The organism is Microbacterium sp. H6 (assembly GCF_003314775.1).
GTDB classification, from domain to species: Bacteria; Actinomycetota; Actinomycetes; order Actinomycetales; family Microbacteriaceae; genus Microbacterium; species Microbacterium oxydans.
This window is the reverse complement of the sequence record NZ_QOAY01000063.1, coordinates 9,994-17,403: the sequence shown is the minus strand read 5'-3', so window position 1 is coordinate 17,403 and position 7,410 is coordinate 9,994. Positions and strand designations below refer to the sequence as shown.

7 protein-coding genes are annotated in these 7,410 nt (G+C 67.6%); 6 read left to right on the top strand and 1 reads right to left on the bottom strand.

Annotated features, from left to right (window positions below):
- Positions 1-155: 155 nt before the first annotated feature.
- Positions 156-974, bottom strand: coding sequence for a BtpA/SgcQ family protein (locus DSP71_RS04375; protein ID WP_113680446.1), 819 nt, complete (start codon positions 972-974; stop codon positions 156-158).
- Between the two features lie 124 nt (positions 975-1,098).
- Here DSP71_RS04375 and DSP71_RS04370 point away from each other — a divergent pair, with 124 nt between their 5' ends.
- The 6 genes from DSP71_RS04370 to DSP71_RS04345 form a co-directional block, all read left to right on the top strand.
- On the top strand, positions 1,099-1,872 hold the full coding sequence (locus DSP71_RS04370) for a DeoR/GlpR family DNA-binding transcription regulator (protein ID WP_028503122.1): 774 nt from the start codon (positions 1,099-1,101) through the stop codon (positions 1,870-1,872).
- Between the two features lie 172 nt (positions 1,873-2,044).
- On the top strand, positions 2,045-3,079 hold the full coding sequence (locus DSP71_RS04365) for an autoinducer 2 ABC transporter substrate-binding protein (protein ID WP_113680445.1): 1,035 nt from the start codon (positions 2,045-2,047) through the stop codon (positions 3,077-3,079).
- Positions 3,080-3,143: 64 nt separating this feature from the next.
- Positions 3,144-4,682, top strand: coding sequence for a sugar ABC transporter ATP-binding protein (locus DSP71_RS04360; protein WP_113680444.1), 1,539 nt, complete (start codon positions 3,144-3,146; stop codon positions 4,680-4,682).
- Entirely contained in the window at positions 4,679-5,707 is a 1,029-nt protein-coding gene (locus DSP71_RS04355; RefSeq protein WP_231728793.1) for an ABC transporter permease, read from the top strand. Before DSP71_RS04360 ends, DSP71_RS04355 begins: the two co-directional genes overlap by 4 nt.
- Before the next feature lie 2 nt (positions 5,708-5,709).
- Positions 5,710-6,807, top strand: coding sequence for an ABC transporter permease (locus DSP71_RS04350; RefSeq protein WP_230977975.1), 1,098 nt, complete (start codon positions 5,710-5,712; stop codon positions 6,805-6,807).
- A gap of 22 nt (positions 6,808-6,829) precedes the next feature.
- The coding region (locus tag DSP71_RS04345; RefSeq protein WP_258546254.1) for an FGGY family carbohydrate kinase at positions 6,830-7,410 on the top strand (581 nt) is incomplete at its 3' end.

Sequence of the window (7,410 nt, the reverse complement as noted above, 5' to 3'; positions counted from 1 at the left end):
CGGCATCCGGTCGTATCCACGCCTCCGGCACGCGCGCCGATCTGAGTGATGTCCTGCCGGTGCGACCGTGATCGGGGCCCTCGGCCCGAGACGCACGGAGCCGCCCCGCGACCACCAGGATCGGGAGCGGCTCTGCGCGTAGCGGGAGCTCGCGGTCAGACGAGCTGCGAGCGGAACGCCTTCGCGGCACCCATGAGCTCTTCCACCCGTGCGCGGTCGGCGCGGTTCTCGAACTTGCCGTCCTGCTTGAAGTAGGTGCCGACGACCGCGCCGTCGGCCACCGACAGCTGGTCGGCGACGTTGGAGGCCCGCACGCCGGTGTTGACGAACACCGGCACATCTCCGGCGTTCTCCTTCACGATGGCCAACGACTGCGTGTCGGTGGGGGCGCCGGCGGTGAGTCCGGAGACGCAGAGGGCATCGGGGTTGGTCGCGAACACCGTGGAGCGGGCGATCGCGCCGAGGTCGCGCTCGGCGAGGTAGGCGGCCGACTCCGGCACGATGTTGAAGAGCAGCTTCACGTTCGCCGCACCGATGCGGTGCCGGTGACGGGCCACCTCGCCGACGTTCGTGTTCCACAGCCCGAAGTCGCTGGCGTAGACGCCCGTGAAGATCTCGCGGACGAATGCGGCGTCGGTGGCGGTGGCGAGGTCGATGGAGGCACGGCCGTCCCACAGCACGTTCACGCCGTACGGCACGGCGAGTTCGCCCTGCAGTTCGCCGATGATTCGGGCCATAGTGATCGCGGTGATCGGCTCGGTCTTCGTCAGGTACGGGAGGCTGAACTCGTTCGAGATGAGCACGGCGTCCACTCCACCGCTCAGCAGCGCGTCGAGTTCGCCCTTGGCGCGGTTCACGATCGCGGCCACTCCGGCAGCGGTGTCGTAGCCGGGGTCGCCGGGGAGCGGGGCCAGGTGCAGCATCGCCACGATCGGCTTCTGCGTGCCGAACACCTCGGGGAGCCAGTTGGGCATGTCTTTCCTCGTTTCTTCGGATGGATCACAAGCACTGTGAAAGATTCACGATGAGCAAAGCACAAGTTACTCATTCACACAAGCGGGTCGCCTAAGGTTGGATCTGCCACACGAGGAGGTAGGGATGGAAGCCCACGAGCGCCGCGCGCTGATCGAACAGCGGGTCCTCTCTGACGGCGAGGCCGAGTTCAAGGCCCTCGCCCTGGAGTTCGACGTCTCCGAGATGACCATCAGGCGCGACCTGGAACTCCTCGAGGAGCGCGGCAGCGTACGTCGGGTGACGGGTGGTGTGATCGCAGCCCACGGGACCGCCGTGGAGCCGGGATTCAACTCCCGGGCGCTGATGGGAGCGCGCGAGAAGATCAACATCGCCGCAGCGGCCGTCGCCCACCTCAACCACGGCGAGACCGTCGTGCTCGACAGCGGCAGTACCGCCCTCGCGGTGGCCCGCGCGATCGTCGGCAAGGGCCTCGGACTCACCGTCGTCACGCCCAGCATCCTCGTCGCCCTCGAGCTCCACGACGAGCCCAACACCACGATCCTCGTCACGGGTGGGCGCGTGCGCCCCGGCGAGCTCAGCCTGGTCGGGGCCGAGTCGATCGAGGCGTTCAAGCGCTACAACTGCGACGTGTACGTGATGGGCGTCTCGGGTGTCGACGGTAAGCGCGGCCTCTCGGACTACAGCAATGAAGAGGGTGCGGTGAAGCGCGCGGCGATCGATGCGTGCGACCGGGTCATCGTCGTCGCCGACGCATCGAAACTCGGTCGGGTGCACCTGACGAATGTCGCAGGTCCAGGCGAGATCGATCTGCTGGTGACCGACGGCGCGGTGGATCATCCCGCGCTTGTCGGCCTGCGGGCTGCCGGCGTGCAGATCGAGGCCGTCGCCGCGCTCTAGCCGCGTCGCTCCTTCGGCCTCCCCGTTGCGCAACGGTTGCGCAACGGGTGTGAGATTTCGCATTGACAAGCGGCAGGATCACGTTTTACTGTTCCACAGCGATGAGATTTCTTCCCATTCCTCCCTGGGGGTGGTGGAAACTAACACTGGCTCACACACGAAGGAGTGGAACATGCGTAAGACGAAGTTGCTTGCAGGTGTCGGATTCGGTGCCGTGGCGATGCTCGCCCTCGCCGGCTGCGGTCAGGTCGGCGGCACCACCGGTGGTGGCGAGACCGGCGGGAGCGCCGAAGACGGCGCGATGGTCACGGTGGTCAAGATCTCGGGCGTCGGCTGGTTCGACCGCATGGAGGTCGGCGTGAAGGAGTTCGCCGAGGAGACGGGGCTCGACGCCCGCCAGGAGGGCGCGGATGACGCCAGCCCCGAGAAGCAGATCCAGATCATCCAGGACCTGATCGCCCAGTCGCCCGCCGCGATCACCGTCGTCCCCAACTCGCCCGAGGCGCTGGAGTCGGTGCTCAAGCAGGCCAGGGACCAGGGGATCATCGTGGTCGCCCATGAGGCGGCCGGTATCAAGAACGCCGACATCGACATCGAGGCCTTCGACAACCGGGCCTACGGCGCGAAGATCATGGACAACCTCGCCGAGTGCATGGGCGATTCCGGTCAGTACGTCTCGTTCGTCGGCGGCCTCACCGCCAAGACCCACATGGACTGGGTCGGCGGCGCCTACGACCAGCAGCAGGCCGAGTACCCCGACCTGACCCGCGTCGAGGAGCCCGTCGAGAGCAAGGAAGACGAGAACGTCGCCTACCAGCGCGCGAAGGAGCTGCTCGCGAAGTACCCCGACATCAAGGGCTTCCAGGGCTCGGCTGGCACCGACGTCGCCGGTATCGCCCGCGCGGTGCAGGAGGCGGGCCTGGAGGATCAGGTCTGCGTGATGGGCACCAGCATCCCGTCGGTGGCGAAGAAGTACATCGTCGACGGCTCGATCGACAAGATCTTCTTCTGGGACCCGGCGATGGCCGGCAAGGCGCAGCTCAAGATCGCGCAGCTGCTCGTCGACGGAGAGAAGATCACAGACGGCACCGACCTCGGCATCGAGGGCTACAACTCCCTGAAGAAGCTCGACGGCTTCGACAACGTGTACGTGGGTGACGCCGCGGTCATCGTCGACAAGGACAACGTCGACGATTACGACTTCTGATCCCGACGTCCACCACCACTCAGGGCGGGGCCGCCAACGCGCGGCCCCGCCTCGGAGGAAGAACATGAACGAAGAACAGGCGCAGCCGGCATCCGAGGCCGGGCTCGCTCCCGATGCCGGACCCGTTCTCGAGGTCAGAGGCGTGCGGAAGGTGTTCGGCGGGGTCGTCGCGCTCGACGACGTCGGCATCACCCTCTACCCCGGGCGGGTGCACTGTCTGGCCGGCGAGAACGGGTGCGGCAAGTCCACGCTCATCAAGATCATCAGCGGGGTCGAGAAGCCGGAGGCCGGCGAGATCCTGCTCGACGGCGAACCGCTCACCCACCTCTCGCCGACCCAGGCCCTGCGAGCCGGTATCCAGGTCATCTACCAGGACTTCTCGCTCTTCCCCAACCTGACCGTGGCGGAGAACATCGTGCTCCCGGCCGCGATCGCCGCGCGACGCAAGCTCTACAGCGCGAAGAACCGCCGTCCCGAGGCGCAGCGCATCGTGGAGGAGCTGGGACTCACCCTCGACCTCGACGCCGACGTCGAACGGCTCTCGGTCGCCGACCGACAGCTCACGGCGATCTGCCGGGCGCTCGTGCAGGACGCGCGGGTCATCTTCATGGACGAGCCGACCACCGCTCTCACGCACTCCGAGGTCGAGCGGCTCTTCGCCCTCGTGCGGCGGCTGCAGCAGCGCGGCGTCGCCCTGGTGTTCGTCAGCCACAAGCTCGACGAGGTGCTGCAGGTGTCGCAGGACATCACGGTGCTGCGCTCCGGGCGCCTGGTCGCGAACGGCCCGGCCGACGAGTTCGACGTCGCCTCCCTCACCCACGCGATGACGGGCCGCGCCGTCGACGACTCGCGCGTCGTGGTCGAGGTCGATGACGACGCCGAGCCGCTGCTGCGCGTCGAGCACCTCGATCTTCCCGGTGCCTTCACCGATGTCTCCTTCGACCTGCAGCCGGGCGAGATCCTCGGCCTCACCGGTCTGCTCGGCTCGGGTCGTGGCGAGATCGCCGATGCGTTGTTCGGCCTGTTGACCCCCCAGTCGGGAACCGTCACCGTCGGCGGCCGCGCCGTGCGACCCGGCAGCATCCGGGCCTCCGTCGAGGCGGGCATCGGGTACGTTCCGGAGGACCGGCTCACGCAGGGCCTGTTCCTGGACAAGTCGATCTCCGACAACATCATCGCGGGCTCGCTGAGCGAGCACGCTGTCGGCAAGGTGCTGCTGAGTCGCAAGCGCACCGCCGAGACCATCTCCCGTCTCTTCTCGCGCCTGCGCATCAAGGCGCCGAGCGTCGAGGCACCCGTGCGGTCGCTCTCCGGCGGCAACGCGCAGCGGGTCGTGCTGGCGAAGTGGCTCGCGACCAAGCCGCGCGTGCTGATCCTCAACGGACCGACGGTCGGCGTCGACGTGGGCTCGAAGGAGGAGATCCTGCAGATCCTCCGCGAGGCCGCGAGCGACGGGATGGGCGTGATCATGATCTCCGACGACGTTCCCGAGCTCGTCTCGCTCTGCAACCGGGTGCTCGTGGTGCGTCGCGGCGAGATCGTCTCACGACTGGCGGGCGACGACATCGCAGCGCCCCGAATCCAGGAGGTGATGGCCGCGTGAGCGCCACCGACACCCGCATCCGCCTTCCCCGCATCGGACGCATGTCGAACGAGCTCGTGCTCGCGAGCATCATCGTCGTCCTGGTGATCGTGATGTGTGCCGTGAACCCCGCTTTCTTCAGCGTGCACACGCTGTTCTCGATCCTGCGCTCGGCGCTGGTCCCGATGGTGTTCGCGCTCGCGGTGCTCTTCGTGATCATCTCCGGCGGCATCGACGTGTCGTTCGCCGCGATCGGAATCTTCGCCGCATACACGACGGTGTCGCTCGCCCAGGGCGGGGGCTTGGACTTCGGCCTCGTCGGCATCCTCGCCTTCGCGATCGTGATCGGCGGCGCCCTCGGGTTCGTCAACGGCATCGTGATCGCCCGGTTCCGGCTCCCGACCCTGATCGTGACTCTCGCGACACAGGGCATCTTCAAGGGCGTGCTGCTCGCCTACATCGGCTCCAAGTACATCGCCGAGCTGCCCGACGGCATCTCCTGGCTGTCGACCGCGAACCTGATCTCCGTCGAATCGACCCGCGCCTACCTGCCGATGCTGATCGTGCCGGTCGTGCTGCTCGTGTTCGGGGCCGCGCTCCTGCTGCGCCGCACGATGTTCGGCAGGGGCATCTACGCGATGGGTGGTGACCTGGAAGGGGCACGACGTGCCGGATTCCCGGTCGTGCGCCTGCAGATCATGCTCTACGTGCTCGTCGGGGCGGTCGCCGCGATCGGCGGACTCATCCACGTCGTGCTGGGCCGCAGCGCGAACCCGCAGGACCTGGTGGGTACCGAGCTCGACGTGATCGCGGCTGTCGTGCTCGGCGGCGCCTCGATCTTCGGCGGGCGCGGTACCGTCACCGGCACAGTGCTCGGCGTGCTGCTGGTGCAGATCATCAACAACAGTCTCATCCTGATGGGCGTGCCCACGGCCTGGCAGCGCGCCGCCGTCGGGTTCCTGCTGGTGATCGGCGTGGGGATCCAGGCCGTCATGGCCCGCCGCGCCTCTCGCCGGACGTTCGTCCTCGACACGGTGAAGGAATGACCATGCCTCAGTCGCCCCCTCCCGGGCAGTTCGCCCGGATGAACGACCAGGTCGATCGGTCGGTGCGCTCCCTGCTCGGCCGTATCCACGTCGGCCGCGGCGTCGGTCGGATGCTGGTGCTGTTCGCGCTCGCCTTCGGACTGTTCGCGATCCTGAACCCGAGGGTCTTCCTCAATCCGATCAACCTGCAGAACATGATGGTCGCCTCGCCGGAGGTGGGCATCCTGGCGATCGCCATGGCCCTCGCGATGCTCACCGGCGGGATCGATCTGTCCCTGGTCGCGATCGCGAACCTCTCGGCGATCACGGTCAGCACGATGTTCACCGCGATCGCGAGCAGCGATCCGGCCACGGCGGAGTCGATGGGCGGCCTCATCGCCCTGGTCGGCGTCCTGGTCGGCGCGCTCGCGGGAGCCGTCAACGGTTTCCTGATCGCAACCGTCGGCATCACGCCCATTCTCGCGACGCTCGCCACGATGCAGATCTTCAACGGCATCGCGATCGTGTGGACAGGCGGCACCACGCTCTACGGGGCCCCGGCGGTGCTCTCCTCGGTCGGGCAGGCGACGGTCGGCGGCATCCCGATCCTGTTCCTCGAGTTCCTCGTGGTCGCCGTTCTGATCGGGGTGCTGATCTCGCGCACGCCGTTCGGACGACGTACGCAGCTGCAGGGCGCGAACCCGACGGCGGCGATGTACTCGGGTATCCGCAGCACGAGCGTGCTCTACGGCACGTATGTGACGACGGGGCTGCTCGGCGGCATCGCAGGGCTCGTGTTCCTCTCACGCAACCCCACCGCGAGCGCCGACTACGGCACGTCGTACGTGCTGCTCGTGATCGTGATCGCCGTGCTCGGCGGCACGAACCCGACCGGCGGCTTCGCGACCATCACCGGCGTGGTCCTCGCGACGCTCGTGCTGCAGGTCGTGCAGTCCGGCTTCACGGCCATCCGGCTCTCGGCATATGAATACGCGATCGCGCAGGGGGTGATCCTGATCGCCGTGATGGTGTTCGATCAGGTGAGGGTGAGGCGAAGGCCACGCCGCGCACCGAGCAGCCAGACCGAGACGATCGCGCTCGCCGAGATCCCCCGCGCCTGAACCGCATCCGAAAGGCATCCTGATGGAACTGTTCCTCGGCATCGACGTCGGAACGTACGAGACCAAGGGCGTGCTGGTCGATGCCACCGGTCACGTGCACGCCGAGGCGCGCTCTCGGCACGGCATCAGCACCCCGGCGCCCGGCATGGTCGAGCAGGACGCGGATGCGGTGTGGTGGCATGACCTCGTCGAGGTCGCCTCGACTCTGCGTCAGGCGGTTCCGGATGCCGAGATCGTCGCGGTCGCGTGCAGTGCGATCGGTCCGTGCGTGCTCCCGGTCGACGCCGAGCTGCGTCCACTGCGCCCTGCGATCCTCTACGGCGTCGACACCAGGGCGACCGAGGAGATCGATCTGCTCGAGACGCGTCTCGGGCGCGAGGAGATCATCCGGCGGGCGGGCAACGCCCTCACGAGCCAGTCCTCGGGGCCGAAGATCCTGTGGATCGAGCGCAACGAGCCCGAGGTCGCCGCCCGAACCCGGTGGTACCTCACGAGTCAGAGCTACCTCGTCGCGCGCCTGACCGGTCAGGTCGTGATCGACCATGCGACGGCCGGCTACTTCCATCCCTGCTACGACCTCGCCAGGCTCGAGTGGAACCTCGA

Coding starts and splice junctions, on each gene's coding strand:
- DSP71_RS04350 (WP_230977975.1), top strand. CDS start 5,710: ATGCCTCAGTCGCCCCCTCCCGGGCAGTTCGCCCGGATGAACGACCAG.
- DSP71_RS04365 (WP_113680445.1), top strand. CDS start 2,045: ATGCGTAAGACGAAGTTGCTTGCAGGTGTCGGATTCGGTGCCGTGGCG.
- DSP71_RS04370 (WP_028503122.1), top strand. CDS start 1,099: ATGGAAGCCCACGAGCGCCGCGCGCTGATCGAACAGCGGGTCCTCTCT.
- DSP71_RS04360 (WP_113680444.1), top strand. CDS start 3,144: ATGAACGAAGAACAGGCGCAGCCGGCATCCGAGGCCGGGCTCGCTCCC.
- DSP71_RS04375 (WP_113680446.1), bottom strand. CDS start 974: ATGCCCAACTGGCTCCCCGAGGTGTTCGGCACGCAGAAGCCGATCGTG.